General features: G+C 69.6%; 14 protein-coding genes. 10 read left to right on the top strand and 4 right to left on the bottom strand.

Annotation, left to right across the window (positions count from 1 at the left end; all coding sequences use genetic code 11):
* Positions 1–124: 124 nt before the first annotated feature.
* The 6 genes from LTV02_RS20205 (at position 125) to LTV02_RS20180 (ending at position 7,329) form a co-directional block, all read left to right on the top strand.
* Positions 125–910, top strand: a complete 786-nt coding sequence (locus LTV02_RS20205) for a helix-turn-helix domain-containing protein (protein ID WP_233032905.1) — start codon at positions 125–127, stop codon at positions 908–910.
* Between the two features lie 417 nt (positions 911–1,327).
* The gene (menD, locus tag LTV02_RS20200) at positions 1,328–3,037 is read left to right on the top strand and encodes a 2-succinyl-5-enolpyruvyl-6-hydroxy-3-cyclohexene-1-carboxylic-acid synthase (RefSeq protein ID WP_233032903.1); all 1,710 of its coding nucleotides are present in this window, start codon (positions 1,328–1,330) and stop codon (positions 3,035–3,037) included.
* A 53-nt stretch (positions 3,038–3,090) separates the two neighbouring features.
* Positions 3,091–4,224, top strand: coding sequence for an AMP-binding protein (locus tag LTV02_RS20195; RefSeq protein WP_233032901.1), 1,134 nt, complete (start codon positions 3,091–3,093; stop codon positions 4,222–4,224).
* A 6-nt stretch (positions 4,225–4,230) separates the two neighbouring features.
* The gene (locus tag LTV02_RS20190; RefSeq protein WP_233032893.1) at positions 4,231–5,331 is read left to right on the top strand and encodes an isochorismate synthase; all 1,101 of its coding nucleotides are present in this window, start codon (positions 4,231–4,233) and stop codon (positions 5,329–5,331) included.
* 43 nt (positions 5,332–5,374) lie between these two features.
* A complete protein-coding gene (locus tag LTV02_RS20185; RefSeq protein WP_067716180.1) occupies positions 5,375–6,115 on the top strand; it encodes an AfsA-related hotdog domain-containing protein in 741 nt (246 codons plus the stop codon).
* Between the two features lie 23 nt (positions 6,116–6,138).
* Positions 6,139–7,329, top strand: a complete 1,191-nt coding sequence (locus tag LTV02_RS20180) for a thiolase family protein (RefSeq protein WP_233032891.1) — start codon at positions 6,139–6,141, stop codon at positions 7,327–7,329.
* Between the two features lie 16 nt (positions 7,330–7,345).
* Here the strand turns inward: LTV02_RS20180 and LTV02_RS20175 are convergent, their stop codons facing one another.
* A complete protein-coding gene (locus tag LTV02_RS20175; RefSeq protein ID WP_233032889.1) occupies positions 7,346–9,094 on the bottom strand; it encodes an NTP transferase domain-containing protein in 1,749 nt (582 codons plus the stop codon).
* 372 nt (positions 9,095–9,466) lie between these two features.
* On the opposite strand from LTV02_RS20175, the gene LTV02_RS20170 reads away from it, so the two are divergent.
* Complete coding sequence (locus LTV02_RS20170; RefSeq protein ID WP_233032887.1) at positions 9,467–10,258, top strand: helix-turn-helix transcriptional regulator; 792 nt, start codon at positions 9,467–9,469, stop codon at positions 10,256–10,258.
* A 7-nt stretch (positions 10,259–10,265) separates the two neighbouring features.
* Here the strand turns inward: LTV02_RS20170 and LTV02_RS20165 are convergent, their stop codons facing one another.
* Positions 10,266–11,105 (bottom strand): alpha/beta fold hydrolase, encoded by an 840-nt coding sequence (locus tag LTV02_RS20165; RefSeq protein WP_233032885.1) that lies wholly within the window; start codon positions 11,103–11,105, stop codon positions 10,266–10,268.
* 331 nt (positions 11,106–11,436) lie between these two features.
* Here LTV02_RS20165 and LTV02_RS20160 point away from each other — a divergent pair, with 331 nt between their 5' ends.
* Together LTV02_RS20160 and LTV02_RS20155 are read left to right on the top strand one after the other, a co-directional pair.
* Positions 11,437–11,760, top strand: coding sequence for a hypothetical protein (locus LTV02_RS20160; RefSeq protein ID WP_233032883.1), 324 nt, complete (start codon positions 11,437–11,439; stop codon positions 11,758–11,760).
* A 77-nt stretch (positions 11,761–11,837) separates the two neighbouring features.
* Positions 11,838–12,134 carry a WhiB family transcriptional regulator gene (locus LTV02_RS20155; RefSeq protein WP_084535184.1) on the top strand — a complete coding sequence of 99 codons (297 nt, stop codon included), beginning with the start codon at positions 11,838–11,840 and terminating at the stop codon, positions 12,132–12,134.
* Between the two features lie 23 nt (positions 12,135–12,157).
* Here the strand turns inward: LTV02_RS20155 and LTV02_RS20150 are convergent, their stop codons facing one another.
* Positions 12,158–12,886: a VOC family protein gene (locus LTV02_RS20150; RefSeq protein WP_233032882.1), complete on the bottom strand. Its 729-nt coding sequence runs from the start codon at positions 12,884–12,886 to the stop codon at positions 12,158–12,160.
* 179 nt (positions 12,887–13,065) lie between these two features.
* On the opposite strand from LTV02_RS20150, the gene LTV02_RS20145 reads away from it, so the two are divergent.
* The gene (locus LTV02_RS20145) at positions 13,066–14,922 is read left to right on the top strand and encodes a glycoside hydrolase family 15 protein (protein WP_233032880.1); all 1,857 of its coding nucleotides are present in this window, start codon (positions 13,066–13,068) and stop codon (positions 14,920–14,922) included.
* Here LTV02_RS20145 and LTV02_RS20140 read toward each other — a convergent pair whose 3' ends face one another.
* Positions 14,923–16,602 carry a LuxR C-terminal-related transcriptional regulator gene (locus LTV02_RS20140; protein ID WP_233032878.1) on the bottom strand — a complete coding sequence of 560 codons (1,680 nt, stop codon included), beginning with the start codon at positions 16,600–16,602 and terminating at the stop codon, positions 14,923–14,925.
* Positions 16,603–16,707 lie beyond the last annotated feature (105 nt).

Below are 16,707 nucleotides of genomic sequence, written 5' to 3'. Positions count from 1 at the left end.
ACAAACAGGGACAGTTATCCGCACGCAAGCGACTGCGCAATTGTGGAACCATCCCCTCTGAATCTGTACTCGGCCGTATCTCCGCGGAAGCGGATACGGCCGAGGCGAAGTGAAGGAGGTTGCGGTGGTCGCGGATGCGGCGTGTGGGCGTGATTCCCGGGAAATAGAAGCCCCCAGTTTCGGGAATCTGCTGCGGCGGCTGCGCGACGATCGGGGCCTTTCCCGCGAACGCCTGGCTTTCAACGCGGGCGTGAGCGCCAGCTACATAACGCATCTGGAGAAGGGTGAGCGCGGCAATCCCACCCGCGAAGTGGTCGAGGCGCTCACCCGATATCTGGATCGGCTGGAACCGCTGACGCTCGCGGTGCGCCGGCAACTCAGCGATCTGGCGGGCCTGCCCGCCTCGGAATTCCCGACCGTGGAAGAACTGCGCGCCGCCGTCACGCCGGGCATGCTGAACATGCTCGAACTGCACCGCCCGAATCTCGCCGCGTACATCGACACCCGCGCGAATCTGCTGGCCAGCAACGAGAATTGGGATGATGCCTTCCCCGGCGTCCGCGAGGACGGCAATATGCTGCGCTGGTTCTTCAGCAATGAGCTGGCCACCCGCGTCCTGGTGAATTGGGATTCCGATGTCCGCCAGGTGGTGCGCTGGATGCGCGGATTGATCGGCCGCTCCGGCAATACCGAGGGATTCACCGAACTGCTGCACGAACTCGGCGAATTCCCGCGCTTCCGGCAGGTCTGGGCGGAAGGCGGGGTGGAGTTCGCGCCGCACGTCTGGACCCTGCATCTGCGCAACCCGGTGACCGGATTGCGGCGCAAATTCTATGCCCAGACCGGCCGGCTGGACGGCGTGCTCTTCCCGGGGCACATCCTGGCCATCCTCGGGCTGCCGGTCGTCTGAACCCGCACGCCCGGCGTTCGCCGGAAGCTATCCGAACCAGGCGTTGCCTGGAAGTTCGCTAGCACACCGCTGAGGGCGGCTCAACCCCTGAATGCGCCCTGCCGTGTGCCCACACTGGCTAGTGCCACCACTGGTCATTGTGATGAAATGTGCTCGCTAGCTTTATGTTTCGTTGATCGCTTCTGAATTGACAGCCTTCGAAGCGCGGCGATAGCCTGTTGCCAGTTGGATGCCGGTCGGTCGACCAGCAGTTTCGATCCGATCTTCGCAGCGGCGCTGGCCATGTCGGCTCACATGACTACGTCGTCTTCCCCGATCGCAAGCGCAGTGTCGTGCGCCGTCCGAGTGGGGTTGTTTCGTCCCATGTAGTGGAGTGCAATGAGCGTGTCTTCAGAATCGAGCCCCGGAAATTTCGCAGTGTCGGCGCCGTCCGTGGTAGCGGCGATCGTCGTCGACGAGCTCATCCGATGCGGTGTCGAATGGTTCATCTACTGCCCCGGCTCGCGTAACGGGCCGCTCGGCTTCGAACTCACCCGGCGGGCCGCCACCGGCGAGATCCGTTTGCAGGTGCGGCTGGACGAGCGTTCGGCGGCCTTCGTCGCGCTCGGCATCGCCAAGTCCACCGGCCGCCCCGCCGCCGTGGTGACCACCTCCGGCACCGCCGTCTCGAATCTGCTGCCGGCCGTCACCGAGGCCAACTACGCGGGCGTCCCGCTGGTGCTGGTCACCGCCAACCGCCCGCCCGAAGCGCTCGGCACCGGCGCTTCGCAGACCGTCGAACAGGGTGCGCTGCTCGGCTCGCAATTGCGGCACATGCAGCGGGTATGGTCCGGCGACACCGTGCGCCCCGACACCAATGGCATTGTCCGAGCGCAGATCTGCCGCGCCACCGGGCTCGCCGCCGGTCGGCTGGGCGGCCGTCCCGGCCCCGTCCAGCTCGACGTGCCGCTGGCCTCGGGACTGCCCCCGGCTGCCGACCGCCTGCCGTTCCCGGCCGGCCGCACCGCCGGCGCACCCTGGATCCGCCTGACCGGCGGACCCGCCGCGCCGCCCGTGGCCTGGGAAATCGACCTCGCACTGTCCACCCTGGTGATCGCCGGCGACGGCGCCGACCTGTCCGGCGTCCCGCCCGAGGTGCCCTGCATGGCCGAACCGACCGTCGAGGTCGGCGCCCGGCCCCGCCTGCACCCCTGGGTCCTGGACTACGTCCGCCCGCACCAGGTCGTCGTCTACGGCCGCCCCACCCTGCACCGCAATGTCGGCAAACTGCTCGCCCGCCCGGACGTGACCACCGTGCTGGCCGATACCGGCGGCGACTGGATCTATGCCGCGCCGGATATCGAAATCCTTGCCGCGCAACCGATCTACCGCGGCCGCCCCTCCGCCTCCTGGGCCGATGAGCTGCGCATTCTGGACGCGGCCGTGCGCCGCCAATGGGCGTCGGTGCTCGCCGAACCCGGGCACCGCGCCACCGGCCTGGGCGTAGCCGACACCCTCCTGGGCGCCCTGCGCCCCGGCGACCTGCTCTGGCTCGGCGCCTCCAATCCCATCCGCGACGTCTCCCTGACCGGCGTGCTCCCCACCGGCGTGCAGGTGCTGTCCAACCGCGGCGTGGCCGGTATCGACGGCAATGTCAGCGCCGCCATCGGCGCCGCCCTCGCTGCCCCCGACCGCACCGTCATCGCTCTCCTCGGCGATCTGACCTTCGCCTACGACGCCTCCGGCCTGCAATCCGGCCGTCTCGAACACCGCCCCGGCAACCTGATCATCGTGGTCTCCAACGACTCCGGCGGCGGCATCTTCGAACTCCTCGAACAGGGCCATCCCCGCTACAAGGACGCCCCCTACGGCGACACCTTCGAAAGGATCTACGGCACACCGCAAGACGTGGACATCGCCCAGCTCTGCGGCGCCTACGGCGTTGCGCATCAGACAGTCGGCGTCACCGGCCTCGGCGCGGCGGTGACAGCGCGCCGAACCTCCGGCGGCATGGCGGTACTCGAGGTCCCGGTCGCCCGCAATGGCCTGCGCGACCTGCACGGCACCGCCCGCCGCGGCGTCGACGCGGCACTGGATTCCGGCGCCGCCGTCACCGGCCTGGTCAGCGCGGGCCAGGGCACCCGATGAATCCGACCGCTCCTGCCCGGGCCGTCGCCGGGCCACGAATACCGTTGCGGCCGGTGGTCCTGCCGGCTGACCCCGCGGCTGCGGCTGACCTGCTGGCGGGGGAGGTCCGGCGGGCGCTGGACGGCGGGACGGCTATCGCGCCGGTGACCGATTCGGTTGCGGCACGGGGGATTCCGGCCACGGTGCCCGCGCAGGTCGCCGTCGTGCTGTCCACTTCCGGGTCCAGCGGGGCGCCCAAACGCACCATGCTGTCGGGGGCCGCGTTGCGGGCCTCGTGCGCGGCGACCGCGCATCGGCTCGGCGGGGACGGGGATTGGTTGTTGTGCCTGCCTGCGGGATTCGTTGCCGGATTCCAGGTGATCGCACGCGCCGCGCTCGGCGGGACCACGGTGTTCACGCTGGACGGCGGCAAGTTCGATCCGGCCGGATTCGCCGCCGCGGTGGAACGGATGGGGACGGGGCGTCGCTATACCTCGCTGGTGCCGACACAGGTCAAGCGGTTGCTCGAGGATTCGGACGGGCGGAAAGCGCTGGCGCGCATGGATCGGGTGCTGGTGGGCGGGGCGGCGCTGGATCGGAACCTCGCGGATCGGCTGCGTGAGCTCACCACCGCGGTCACCACCTACGGCATGACCGAGACGTGCGGTGGGTGCGTGTACGACGGGGTGCCGCTGGACGGGGTCGCGGTCCGGATCGTGGACGGGCTCATCCATCTCGGCGGGCCGAGTATCGCCGAGGGATATCTCGGGGCTGCTCCGGAGGAGGCCGCGCGTTTCTATGCGGCCGACGGCCGTCGCTGGTATGCCACCGCTGATCGGGGACAGTTCACAGACGGCCTGATCACGCCTACCGGCCGGGTGGACGACCTGATCAATACCGGTGGGGTCAAGGTGTCGGCCGTCGCCATCGAAGCCGTACTCGCCGAACTCGATTGGATCGACAGCGCCGTGGTCCTGGGCCTGCCCGATCCGGAGTGGGGCGAGCTGGTCAGCGCGTGCGTGGTGCCGCGGCCCGGCGGCGCGGCCGTGGACGCCGAGCCGTTGCGGGAATTGATCCGCGCTCGGCTCGGGCGCGCGGCCGTTCCCAAACGCGTGGTCGTGCTGGACGAACTCCCGCTGCTGCCGAATTCGAAGATCGATCGCCTGGCCATTCGCGAGCTGCTGCTCACCGGCGCGGGGAAGGACTGAAAACCAGTGGAAGCCCCTTCGATTCGATTCCGCCTGGGCGGTCCCGGCGGCGCGGTCGCGCTCACCGGCGACCCGGTCGGATTCAGCAGCCTGGCCGCCGCCGAAGCCGCGGTGCGGGCCGGCACCCACGGTGACCTGGTCGCCGGATCCATCCCCTTCGACCCGGCCACCGAGGCCCCGTCGCTGTATCTCGGGCGGCGCGAGACCGGAATGCCCGGCGGCCCGGCCGCATCCGCGTGGGGCGGGTTCCGCCCGGAGGTGGTGTTCAACGACACCGCCATCGCCGAGTACATCGACCTGTTCCATCATGTGCTGCCGCTGCTGCGCACCCCCGGTTCCGGGCTGGAGAAGATCGTCATCGCGCGCTCGGAACGCTTCTCCTACACCGACGCCGTCGACCCGCTCGGCATGTACGAGCGCATAGCCCAGCTGTATCCGCAGGTGCACAGCTATTTCGTCGAGCATCTGGACGCGCCCGGCGTCTACACCATGGGCGCCAGCCCGGAGTTGTTCCTGCGCAAGACCGGTGATGTGGTCTCCATGACCCCGCTGGCCGGCACGGTGCCGCGCAATCCGCTGCTGTCCGAGGAGGAAGACCGGGCGCAGGCCCGCGCCGAGCTGTACACCTGCAAATACCTCGACGAGCACGGCCACCTGGCCGAGTTCATGATCAAGGGATTGGCCGCGCTCTGTACCGGGCTGAGCTATCCGGACCAGCCGGAACTGGTGGCCGCGCCCGGCGTCTGGCATCTCGGCACGCCGATCACCGGCCGACTCAGCGATCCGGATACGCCGATCGCCGAACTGGTTTCGGCATTGCACCCCTCGCCGGCGGTGTGCGGGGTGCCGCAGGCCGAAGCGCTGCGGCTGATCACCACGCACGAATCGGCGCGGCGCTATTACGGCGGCCTGGTCGGCTGGTTCGACCGCGCCGGGGATTGCGAATTCTATATGGCGCTGCGCGGACTCGAATTCGATTCCCGCGAGCGACATCTGACGCTGCGGGCCGGCGGGGGCGTGGTCGCGGGCAGCCGCCTGGCGACCGAATTCGCCGAGACCTCGGCGAAACTCGCGTCCATGCGGCGCGTTCTGGGAATCACACCGTGAGCCACACCGCGGGGGCGGGTGAGAAGAGATAGTGGAGCGTCAAGTGTTCGACCCGAAGATAGTTCACGTCGTCGGCGACAGATTCGCGGCTTTCGCGGAAGCGACGGGTGCGTGGACGGTCGCCGAAGCCATTGCCGCGCTGGAGACCGGAACGGTCCCGGACGGCCGGGTGATATTGCAGCCGGGGCAGGGCGTGGGACGCGGTGATGCCGAGCGCATCTCCGCCGCCGTGCGCCGCTACCGATTCGATTCGATCGAAGTGGGGCCGCGGCCGGAACGCCCGCTGCCGTCCTGCGACGACCTGCTCATCGAAAACTCCAAGGACATCCTGATTTCCGGCTTGCGGCGGGATTCCGATACCGAATTCTCGGCCGATCTGCGCCTGTCGGCCGATCTGGCGCTGCTGACCCGGGACCGGGATGTCATGCACGTGCCGGGGCTGCTCGCGATCGAGGCCTGCGATCACATGTTCTTCGCCGTGGCCGCCCGGTATTTCGGGAATCTGCTGCCGGATCGCTGGCTGGCCACCATCGACCGGCTGGAAACCGAATTCCACAATTTCCTCTACCCGGTGCCGGCGACACTGCGGCTCACCCTGAAATCCGCCGAACCCGGCGACCGCGGGGACTATCGCTTCGTGTTCACCATCGTGCTGGAACAGGCCGGCCGGATCACCTCGGTGCATCAGCTCGAACGCCGGGTGATCGATCGCGAACTCATCGACGCCAAAGAGCGGCGGCACGCGGTGCACGCGCTGCCGGTGCCGAATTACTCAGTCAGGTAAGTGTTCACAGAAATGTTCGGAAAATGCGGGACGCGGTAATCGTCGCAGCGGTGCGCACACCGATCGGCAGGGGTAAGAGCGGCGGGGCGCTGGACGCGGTGCACCCGGTGGACATGATGGCGCACAGCCTGCGCGCCGTGGTGGAGCGGACCGGCATCGATCCGGCGCTCATCGACGAGGTCATCGGCGGCGTGGTCAGCCAGGTCGGCGAACAGGCCACCAATGTGACCCGGCGCGCCACGCTGGCCGCCGGGCTGCCGGAATCGGTGCCCGCCACCACCATCGACCGGCAGTGCAGCGCCAGTCAGCAGGCGCTGCGTTTCGCGGCGCATTCGGTGATCGCGGGCGACTGCGAGGTGGTGATCGCCACCGGCGTGGAGTCGACGAGCCGAATTCCCATGGGCACCAGCCTGAATCGGCTCGAACACGCCGATCTCACCGGCGACGCCTTCCTGGAGCGCTATCCGGAGGGCGTGCCCTGGCAGGGCATCAGCGCCGAACTCATCACCGCCCGTTGGGGATTCGGCCGCGCCCAGCTCGACGATTACGCGCTCCGCAGCCATCACCGGGCCGCCGACGCCGCCAAGAACGGGCTCTTCGACGCCGAACTCACCCCGCCGATCTTCGGCCTGCACACCGACGAGTGCATCCGCTATCACGCCACCGCCGAGAGCCTGGCCGAATTGCCCTCGGCCTTCGCCAAACTCGACCGCGACCGGGTGCTGGCGAACCGCTTCCCGCAGATCGGCTGGCAGGTCACCGCCGGCAATTCCAGCCAGCTCGGCGACGGCAGCGCCGCGGTCATGGTCACCACCAGCGCCAATGCCCGCCGCCTCGGCCTGACCCCCTTGGCCCGCATCCTCGGTCACGTGGCGGTGGGCGACGACCCGCACCTCATGCTCACCGCCGTGGTGCCCGCGACCGCCAAGGCGCTCAGGCAAACCGGCATGCGGCTGTCCGATATGGACCTGTTCGAAGTCAACGAGGCGTACTCCAGCGTGGTGCTGGCCTGGGCGCACGAAACCGGCGCGGACCTGTCGCGGGTCAATGTCCACGGCGGGGCCATCTCCCTCGGGCATCCCCTGGGAGCCAGCGGGGTCCGTCTCACCGCCACCCTGGTCCACGCATTGCGCGAACGCGGCGGCCGCTACGGCCTGCAAACCATGTGCGAGTCCGGCGGCCAGGCCAATGCCATGATCATCGAAGCCCTGTGAGCCGGCCGGGGGTGGGTCAGCCGCGCAAGGGGATGAACTCGACGACGGCGTCGTTTTCCGCGTGCGGTGGCACGATCACCAGGCCGTCTCGGTCCAGCAGGCCAGCCAGGTGGGCGGTGCGGAGGTGGCCGTCGCCGATCCACCCGCCGTCGTGATGGTGCCGGGCGGGCACGATTCGCGGTGCGGGACCGGCGATTTCGGCGGCATTGCGGAGCGGGCCGCGCAGCGGGCGGGCCGGGGTCGCGCCGGTGAGGCCCTCGAGGGTGGCGCGGAGCAGGGCGAGCAGGGTGGCGGTGGCGGCGAAGGGGTTGCCGGGAAGGCCGAGAACCACGGGGCCGGAGGCCAATTGGGCGGCCACGGTGGAGCCGCCCGGGCGTAGGTGCAGGCGGCGCAGCAGGATTCGGGCCTCGGCGCGGTCCAGGGTGGCGCGCAGCTGATCGGCCGCCCCGCCGCCGGTGGCGCCGACGATCAGCAGCAGGTCGCAGTCGGTGGCGGCGGCCAGCACCTCGTCGAAGGCATTGGCGGTGTCGCGCAGGTGGACCCGGTCCACGGTCGTGACGCCGTACCAGGCCAGCAGCTCGGGCAGGATCGGGCCGAGGGAATCGCGGGTCTGGCCGGTGTGCAGCGGTCCTTCGCTGCGGATCTCGTCGCCGGTCATGACGATCCGCGCCCGCACCGGACCGCGCACCGCGGCCGTGCCCACCTCGGCGCTGGCCGCGACCGAGATCAAGGCGGCGGTCACCGGCGTTCCGGCGGGCGCGAGCTCGAACCCGGGCAGCCAGTCCTCGCCGCGGCGGCGTACATCATCGCGAATCGGGCTGTCGGGCAGGCGATGCAGCAGTCCGTCCCCCTCGACGCCGACGAATTCGTCCCGCACCACCGTGCCGGTGCCCTCCGGTACATGCGCCCCGGTGGCGATGCGCACGGCCTCCCCGTCCAGCAACCCCACCGGCCGCTGCCCGCCCGCGAACCCGATATCCCGGCGCAATTGCCAAGGGCCGTCGCCGCTTACGGCATAACCGTCCATCGCCGACACGTCGAAACGCGGCAGCGCCTCCACCGCGACCAGCGGTTCGGCCAGCGCCGCACCCCGCGCCGCCCGCACCGCGACCCGATGCGCGGGCAGCCGGGAGATGTTCCCGCGCAGGATCTCCCGCGCCTCGTCCAATCCGGTCGCCGCCGCACTGCGCCCGGCGCTCACCCGGGCATGCCGGATGTCCTCGGGCGTATCGCAGTCGTCCACCCCCGCCAGCGCCACCATGGCGGTATCGACCGGCACCAGCGCCTTCATCGGCCGGTTCACCAACGAATCCAGATTCTTCAGGGCCGCGGTCAGCGCGCCGCGCCGCCACACCCCCACCAGATACTGCGGCCGCCCGGACGCATCCGCCGCGAACACCGCGTCACTGCCGGATTCGCGCGCGTGCGAGAGCAATTCGCCGATGGCCGCCGCGGTCAGGAACGGCATGTCCGCCGCCAGCACCACGATCAGCCCGGCCGGGAACTCGCAGCCCGCGAGCGCTCCCAGTCCGGCCGCGATGGCCGCCACCGGTCCGCCACCGGCCGGCACCTCCTGCGCCTGCAGGATCTCCGGCGGCAGCTCCGGCCGGTGCGGCCCGACCACCACGGTGCGATCGCATCCGGCGACCGCGGTGAGCGCGGCATCGAGCATGGACTGCCCGCCGACCACGATGGCCGGTTTGTCCACCCCGCCCATGCGGCTGGCGCGGCCACCGGCCAGCACGATCGCGTCGACGGTCGTCACGAAGCGCAACCCGGCGCGTGGCTGATCATGTCTGCCGATCGTAGTGGCTCGGCGGTGCGGCATGCCCGATGCCGGGCGCTGCGGGTCCGACGCGCTGCCCGCCGCCCCAGGAATCGTTGGCTTGCTATGCAATTGCCCATGGTTCGGCCGCGATAAGGTGGGCAGCGACACATGACCGGAATGACCATGTTTCGGACTCCGTCACTTTCGTATATGGCAGTATCCGAAACAAGAACTGGCGGGTACGCGGCGATTCCCCGGACCGCGCCGGTCGACGTCAGGCGGATCACGCCGCCGGGGCAGCGGCGGCCCTCGACCGATGAAGGATGGTTGCTGAGTGTTTGTGGAGAGGGATACGGCGTGGTACAGCGCGTGAAGCCGAATGACTTCGAAGAACTGCGCCCCCCGACTTTCGGTCTGCTGCTGCGCCGATTACGCGATGCGCGCGGCGTCTCACGCGAGCGACTGGCCTTCAATGCCGGCGTCAGCGCCAGCTATATCTCCCATTTGGAGAAAGGCGACCGGGACCGTCCCACCCGCGAAGTGGTCGATGCCCTGGTGCGCTACCTGGATCGCATCGACCCGCTGTCGGCGGTCGAGCGCCGGCATCTGCTCGATCTGGCGGGGCTGGGCGTCACCGAATTCCCGACCATCGAGCAACTGCGCGCGGAAATCACCGCCGACATGCTCCGGGCGCTCGAACTCCACGAGCCCAATATGGCCGCCTATGTCGATACCCGCTGGAATGTGCTGGCATGCAACCGCAGTTATGCCGCCGCGTTTCCGGGGTTGGAACAAGATGTGAATATCCTGCGCTGGTTCTTCGGCAACGAGGCGTCCCGGAAAGTCATGGTCGACTGGGAGACCGAGGTCCGGCTCACCGTCGAATGGCTGCGCGGGCTGATCGCCAGTTCCGGTGATACCGCCTGGTCCGCCGAATTCCTCGCCGAACTCGGCCGGTACGAGCTGTTTCGCCGGCTGTGGGACGAAGGCGCGGTCACCTACGGCGGCGACCGCCCCGGCATGCACCTGCGCGACATCGTGACGGGTCGTTGCCGCATGATCACCGTGCAGATGTTCCGGGTCTTCTGCGCCGCGTATCCCGATCAGATCCAGATCTTCCTGGGAATGGCGAAGGAATGCCCGGACAGCTGCGAGCAATAGCGGTGGGTCAGGCGCCGATCGACTGATCGCGGCTCGGCGCCGGGGCCGGCAGCGTGGCCTTGTGCACCAATTGCGCCAGCAGCGGCGCGACCACCTCGGGATGCGTCCACGCGGCCCCGTGCCCGGCGCCCGGAATGGTGACCACACCGTCCGCGCCCGGCAGTTCCGCGGCCATCAGATCCGATTTCTGGGCGGTGCTGGTGCCGTCGTGGCTGCCCCGGAGAATCAGCGCCGGCGCGGTGATCTCCGATAGTCGGTGCACCAGCGAACCGCGATCCATCAGGCAGTGCGCGGCGGGCAGTACGGCCTGCCGGTCGGAGGCGTACCAGCGGCTGGTCCAAGTGCGCCACAGCCGCGGATCGGAACCGCCGATCAATTGCGGCGCCAATTCCGCGACCAGCGGCGCCAAAGGCTCGACGCCGCACCAGCGTTCGAAGAAGGTCCGGTAGAAGGCCAGCTCGGCGGGGGTGCAGGCATCGGATTCGGTGCTGATCAGGGCCAGGCCCCGCACCCGCTCGGGCGCCATCAGGGCCATGCGCAGCGCGGCGTAACCGCCCTGGCTCATACCGCCCACGACCGCTTGCTCGATTCCGAGTTCATCCAGTACCGCCAATGCGTCGGCGGCGAGATCCCAATAACTGAACGGTTCGCCATCGGGTGTCTGCGTGCGACCATGGCCGCGTGCGTCGATCGTGACGAGATTGATACCGGCTATTGCCAGTGGTTCGCGCATGGGATCGAACATGGATTCGTCCATGAAGAATCCGTGCGCCAGGAGCAAAGTCGGCCCGGCGATGTTTCCGGCGACGTAATGAACGGTGGCGGAACCTGATCGAACGTAAGGCATGCACCGACCGTAATGGTCCGAACTGCCCGATCTGCGCAGGTTGCCGGGGTTGTGCCGGACACCCTTCGGTGCTGTTCCCGACGGGTACCCACACTGGCCAGTGTCAGTACTGCTAGGGGTTTGCCCTAAATGTGCTCAAAACTGGACAACGCGGTCTCGCGCCATTTCTAATCAGGCCGTGGCGCTTTCGGGACAAGCGCAAATCGTCAGGAGGAATCAAATGTTCGACATCACCACCGGCCGCCGTGACTTCCATGTTGATCCCGGCGCCGGATTGCGCGAGTCGCTGGAAGGTTTGCTGCTGCACGACGGCGTCGGTCTCGATGCGTGAATGCGGCACGCGATTTCCGCGGTCGTGCATCTCGCGGTCGATGCGCCGCTCGGCCTTCCGGAGGACGCCGAAGAATTTCTCGGCCGCCTCGATGCCACGTGGTTGTTCGCCGCCTGGAATACCTCCGACACCGAATTGTCGCTGCTGAACACCCTTTCCATCGGCGAGGTGCCGGCATTGTCGTGGTGCGAGTTGATGTTCACCACCGCACTCGCGCCGTGGTCCACCACTCCGGCCGCCGTGCACGCCCGCCGGATCTTCGCCGGCGGTATGGAGCAGCAGCGGCTGGCGGCGGTCGGCGATTGCGGTATGGGCCGCGCGTAAATCGTTCGCGCGTAATACGAAACAGTCGCGCGGTGCGCAACGGGGTGTCACCGCGCGGATTATGCACCGATGAAGGGATGAGGAAAATGAAGCTGCTGTTCACCAATTTCGACGCGATGTTCGAAACCCTGGCCCGGCGCGACGACTCCTTCGAGTCCCAGTCCTGGCATCAGCAGGCGCTGTGCACGCAGACCGATCCGGAGGCGTTCTTCCCGGACAAGGGCGGTTCGACCCGTGAGGCCAAACGGATTTGCGGCTCCTGCGAGGTGCGCAAGGAATGCCTGGATTACGCGCTCTCGCACGATCAGCGGTTCGGTATCTGGGGTGGGCTCTCCCCGCGCGAACGGCGGCGCTACGACCGCGGCGCGGCCTGATCCGCCCTGCGCTACCGCGGATGTCAATCGGAAGCCGATCGCAGTAAACAGAATTCATTGGTCTCGGGGTCGGCCAGCACCACCACCGGCTCATCGGCCGGACCCACCGGGCGCGCGCCCGCGGCACGTAGTCGAGCCGCCTCGGCCGCCGGATCGTCGCTGGGGAAGGCGATCAGATCCAGATGCAGGCGGCTGCGCTCGTCCAGCGCCGCGGGCGTGCGCAGGAACTCCAGCCACGGACCCTGTCCGGTGGCGGAACGAATCCCGGTGTAGCGCGCGCTGTCGTGCGTGACCGGCCAGCCGGAGGCCGTGGACCAGAACTCCGCCAGCCGCAGCGGATTCGCGGTGTCCACCACGATCGCGGCCACCGCGCCGGTATCCACATAGTGCTCGCGCGGCTCCAGCACGCAGAACTCGTTGCCCTCGGGATCGGCCAGCACCGACCAGGGCACCGCCCCCTGCCCGATATCGAGCCGCCGCGCCCCCAGCGACAGCGCCCGATCCACCTGCACCCGTTGATGATCCAGCGACCGGCTGGCCAGATCGAGGTGGATCCGGTTCTTCGCCGTCTTGCCCACCCGCGCGGGCAGGAAGGTGAGCGCCACATCCGGACCGTCCGGGTCGGGCGCGGCCACCTCCACCCCGGCGGGCCGGTCCACGGTCACCTCCCAGCCCAGCAGTTCGGCCCAGAAACGGGCGGCGGTGCGGGGCGAGGCCGCATCGAATACCACACAAGCCAGGCGCGTGGACATGCCTTCCACGGTAACCGCCGGGCCGGTCGCCGCGGGCCGGGATCGCCGGAACCGCCCTCGATCGTGCGCCGCGAGCACGCCCGGGCCCTCACACCGTTCGGGTGAGGTCCGCCCCGGCCCGCGCTCCTACGGTGGGCGGCCTACCGGATCGGTAGACCCCTACCCGTGAGGAGAATCCGATGGCAGCCACCCCGCCGGTCTTCGTGGACCCGTCACCCGCGATCGCCGACCACGGCCTGATCGGTGACCTGCAAACCGCCGCGCTGGTCGCCACCGACGGCACCATCGACTGGCTCTGCCTGCCCCGCTTCGATTCCCCCAGCGTGTTCGCGGCGCTGCTGGACACCCAGCGCGGCGGGCACTGCCGCATCCGGCCGGCCGGCGGGCAGCCGTACCGCAGCACGCAGATGTACTTCCCGGACACCGCCATTCTGATCACCCGGTTCATGACCGCGAGCGGCACCGGCGAGATCGTCGACTTCATGCCGCCGATCACCGATCCCGCGCCCACCGACCGGCACCGGGTGGTGCGCCAATTGCGTTGCGTGCGTGGCCGGATGACCTTCGAACTGGATCTGATCCCACGCTTCGACTACGGGCGGCGGCCGCACGCCACCCATGTGCTGACCGACGGCGCGGTCTTCGACGCCGGCACCGAGGTGCTCACCGTGCACGCGGTGCGCGAACCCGACGAGGCCCGGCTGGCGCGGCTCGAGGTGGTCGGCGGCGGGCACGTGCGCGGGACCATCACGCTGGAGGCCGGGCAGACGCGCGGGGTGGTGCTGGAATCGGGCGCGCCGGGACCGCCGCGCCTGATCCGCCCGGCCGAGGTCGAGGACCTGTTCCGGGAGACGGTGGCGTTCTGGCACGGCTGGCTGGCGGGCTCCGCCTACCGCGGGCGCTGGCGGGAGATGGTGCACCGGTCGGCGATCACGCTCAAGCTGATGACCTACGCGCCGACCGGCGGCATCGTGGCCGCGCCCACCGCCGGACTGCCCGAACAGCTGGGCGGGGAACGCAATTGGGACTATCGCTACACCTGGATCCGGGACGCCTCGTTCTCGGTCTCGGCGCTGCTGTCACTCGGATTCCGGGACGAGGCAACGGCTTTCGCGGGCTGGCTGCGCGAGCGCTACCGGGCGCACGGCGGACCGCTGAAGATCATGTACCGGGTGGACGGGTCCTGGGATCTGCCCGAGGACGTGCTGGAGAACTTCGCGGGCTACCGGGATTCGGCCCCGGTCCGGATCGGCAACGACGCCTCCGGGCAATTACAGCTCGATATCTACGGGGAAATGCTGGACAGCATCTATCAGGCCGATCGGGCCGGCCTGCGGATCGGGCACCAGGGCTGGCAGGAGATCGTCGAACTGCTGGAGTGGCTCTCGGTCAACTGGGACCAGCCCGAGGAGGGCATCTGGGAAACCCGCGGCGGCCGAGCGGATTTCAGTTACGGACGCCTGATGAGCTGGGTGGCGTTCGACCGGGCGGTGCGGCTGGCCACCGAACGCAGCCTGCCCGGCCCGGTGGCGCACTGGCGGCAGACCCGCGACGCCATTCACGCCCAGCTGTGGGAACGCGGCTGGCATTCCGGTCGGCAGGCCTTCGTCCAGCACTACGACACCGATGTGCTGGATTCCTCGCTGCTGCGCATGGCGCAGGTCGGATTCGTGGCCCCGCGGGACCCGAACTGGCTGACCACCCTGGACGCCATCGGCGCGGAACTGGTCACCGACAGCCTCGTCTACCGCTATCACCCGCACGCCTCCCCGGACGGCCTGGCCGGTTCGGAGGGCACCTTCTCGCTGTGCACCTTCAACTACGTCAACGCGCTGGCCCGCGCCGGACGGCTGGAGCAGGCCCGGCTGGTGTTCGAGAAGATGCTCACCTATGCCAATCACGTCGGCCTGTACGCCGAGGAAATCGACGTCACCGGACAGCAATTGGGTAATTTCCCGCAGGCGTTCACGCATCTGTCGCTGATCGACGCGGCGCTGGTGCTGGACGCCGCCATGGACGGCGCTCCGGTGCGCTGATCACAGCAATCCCGCGCGCCGCGCCTGCGCCAGCGCGGCGGTGCGGGAGCCGACCCCGAACTTGGCGTAGATGGCCCGCAGATGCGTCTTCACCGTATTGATCGACACGCCCAGCTCGGCGGCGATCTGCTGGGCGGTGCGCCCGGACGGAAGATAGTGCAGCACGGTCAGTTCCGTCGCGGTCAGCTGCTGCTCCGGCGGTCGCCGCCGGGCCTGCGGATGGTTGCGGATGCGGGCCACCAGTTCGTCGCGATGGCCGAAGCCGCCCACCCGCTCGTCCAGCAGCGCGATGGTGCCCGGCACGTCCAGGAACGGGCGGATCACCCCGGAATCGGCGGCCAGTTCCAGCGCCCGCTCCAAACCGTTGCGCACCCGGTGCGGATTGCGCTGGCGCTGATCGGCGTGCACGGCGCTGTGCAGCAGCCAGGCGGTGATGCGCTCCACCGGACCCAGATCGTCCGCGCGCGTGAGCAATTCACCGACGACGGGGGTGGCGCCGACGGTCTCGGTGCTCACCGCCAGCATGACCCGGGCCGTCTCCACCTGCGGCGTGTCACCCAGCTGGGTCCGCGCCCGCCCGATCAGCAGGCGGGCGGTGCGCGGCTCCCGCACCTCCAGCAGCGCCCACACCACGTGCGCCAGCAGATCCCCGGCGCTCACCGGGAACGGCCCGCCGTACTCCAGCAGCGAAAGCATGCTGTGCCGCAGGGCTTCCGCGCCGGCGTAGCGGTCCTCGCCCGCGCGGAAGGCCAGCAGCCGGCCGATCACCTGCGCCGCCCAGCCGCCCACCGGGCGCACCGAACCGTCCCGGTGCTCGCGGGTGCGCGCCAGCGGTTCCAGATCGCGCGGCGAGTACGAATCACCCTGCAAATAGGCCCCGAACGCCGCCAGCGCCCGCGCGTGCAGGGCGTCGGTGCTGCCGCGCAGTTCGTGATCCTCCGCCACCACCAGCGCTTTTCGCGCCCGCTCCCGCATGGTCGTCACCGCGCCGCCGTAACCGGCGGTGACCGCCAGCCGGGTCACCGCCCGCACCGCCGCCCGCGGCCGATCGGCCCCCGCCGCCAGCGCCAGCCCGCGCCGCAATTGCGCCTCGGCGCGCTCCCGGTCCCCGCGCAGCAGGGTCGCGGTCGCCGCCTGCGCCGCCAGATAGCAGTCGATATCCGGCTGCCCGGTGCCGTGCAGGTCGCCGAGGTCGTCGCGGTCGGGTGCGGCATCCACCCGGGCCGCCCGGGTGAGCACCGTCAGCCACTCCGGCGGGGCCATCGAATCCGTCACTCCGGCACGGGAATCGACCAGATCCAGGAAGGCGCACGCCGCTTCCGGGTCCTCGTGGGTGACCGCGTCGACCGCCCGCAGCACCCAGACGAACGGATCCTCGGCCAGGCCCGGGCAGGACCGCTCCAGCTGGGTGAACATCTGGCCGCCGTGGCCCTCCAGCACCATCGCCATGCCGCGATGGCACAGGAAATCGGCCACGCGTTCGGGATCGCCCGCCGCGAGCACATGCGGCAGCGCCAGCACCGGCTGGCCGTTCTCGTCGTACCAGTCGGCCGTGCGCGCCGCCAGCTCCCGCACCAATTCCGGACTGGCGGAACGGATCTCGGCGAGCAGCCGGGCGCGATGCGGGGCGGCGCGCGGCGGGGCGACCAGGGGCAGGTCCGAAATTCGGGTGGAGGTCACGGTCGGCATCTCCTGCGGGTGCGAAACGGAACGGGTACGGGCCCGCTCATCCGCGACGGATGAGGGCGGGCCGGGGGGATCGGCGCAGAGTCGGTCCATCTCACC

This window comes from Nocardia yamanashiensis, assembly GCF_021183565.1.
Taxonomy (GTDB): domain Bacteria; phylum Actinomycetota; class Actinomycetes; order Mycobacteriales; family Mycobacteriaceae; genus Nocardia; species Nocardia yamanashiensis.
This window is presented reverse-complemented; position numbering and strand designations above follow the sequence as displayed.

Coding starts and splice junctions, on each gene's coding strand:
- LTV02_RS20180 (WP_233032891.1), top strand. CDS start 6,139: ATGCGGGACGCGGTAATCGTCGCAGCGGTGCGCACACCGATCGGCAGG.
- LTV02_RS20165 (WP_233032885.1), bottom strand. CDS start 11,105: ATGCCTTACGTTCGATCAGGTTCCGCCACCGTTCATTACGTCGCCGGA.
- LTV02_RS20160 (WP_233032883.1), top strand. CDS start 11,437: ATGCGGCACGCGATTTCCGCGGTCGTGCATCTCGCGGTCGATGCGCCG.
- LTV02_RS20155 (WP_084535184.1), top strand. CDS start 11,838: ATGAGGAAAATGAAGCTGCTGTTCACCAATTTCGACGCGATGTTCGAA.
- LTV02_RS20150 (WP_233032882.1), bottom strand. CDS start 12,886: ATGTCCACGCGCCTGGCTTGTGTGGTATTCGATGCGGCCTCGCCCCGC.
- LTV02_RS20145 (WP_233032880.1), top strand. CDS start 13,066: ATGGCAGCCACCCCGCCGGTCTTCGTGGACCCGTCACCCGCGATCGCC.